This is a genomic window from Mesorhizobium sp. M1A.T.Ca.IN.004.03.1.1 (genome assembly GCF_003997555.1).
Classification (GTDB): Bacteria; Pseudomonadota; Alphaproteobacteria; order Rhizobiales; family Rhizobiaceae; genus Mesorhizobium.
Genome location: NZ_RZTV01000345.1, coordinates 1 through 270, shown reverse-complemented (window position 1 = coordinate 270; position 270 = coordinate 1). Strand labels below are relative to the sequence as shown.

Annotated in this window: 1 pseudogene; it reads left to right on the top strand. The window is 60.4% G+C overall.

The features are described 5' to 3' along the window. Positions 1-24 precede the first annotated feature (24 nt). Positions 25-270, top strand: a pseudogene (locus EOD29_RS37605) (S9 family peptidase); the annotation flags it as partial.

Below are 270 nucleotides of genomic sequence, written 5' to 3'. Positions count from 1 at the left end.
GGCGATGATCGAGGCCAAGCCGGCGTGAAGTTGCAAGCCCTGCGCAACAATGACGCAGGGCAATATTTTCAACAGCATGTGTATTGGCGGCAACGATCTTCCGGTGCAGATTCTGTGTGCCGGGGAAATGATGGATGCTGCGTTATGAGCTCGCGTGAACGAAATTCCCTTTTCCTCCAGCGCCGTGCCATCCTGGCGGGTCTTGCCGGCGCACTTATCCTGCCGCGCATGGCGGCCGCGTTCGATGTCCCGGACGAGCCGCGCCTTGCC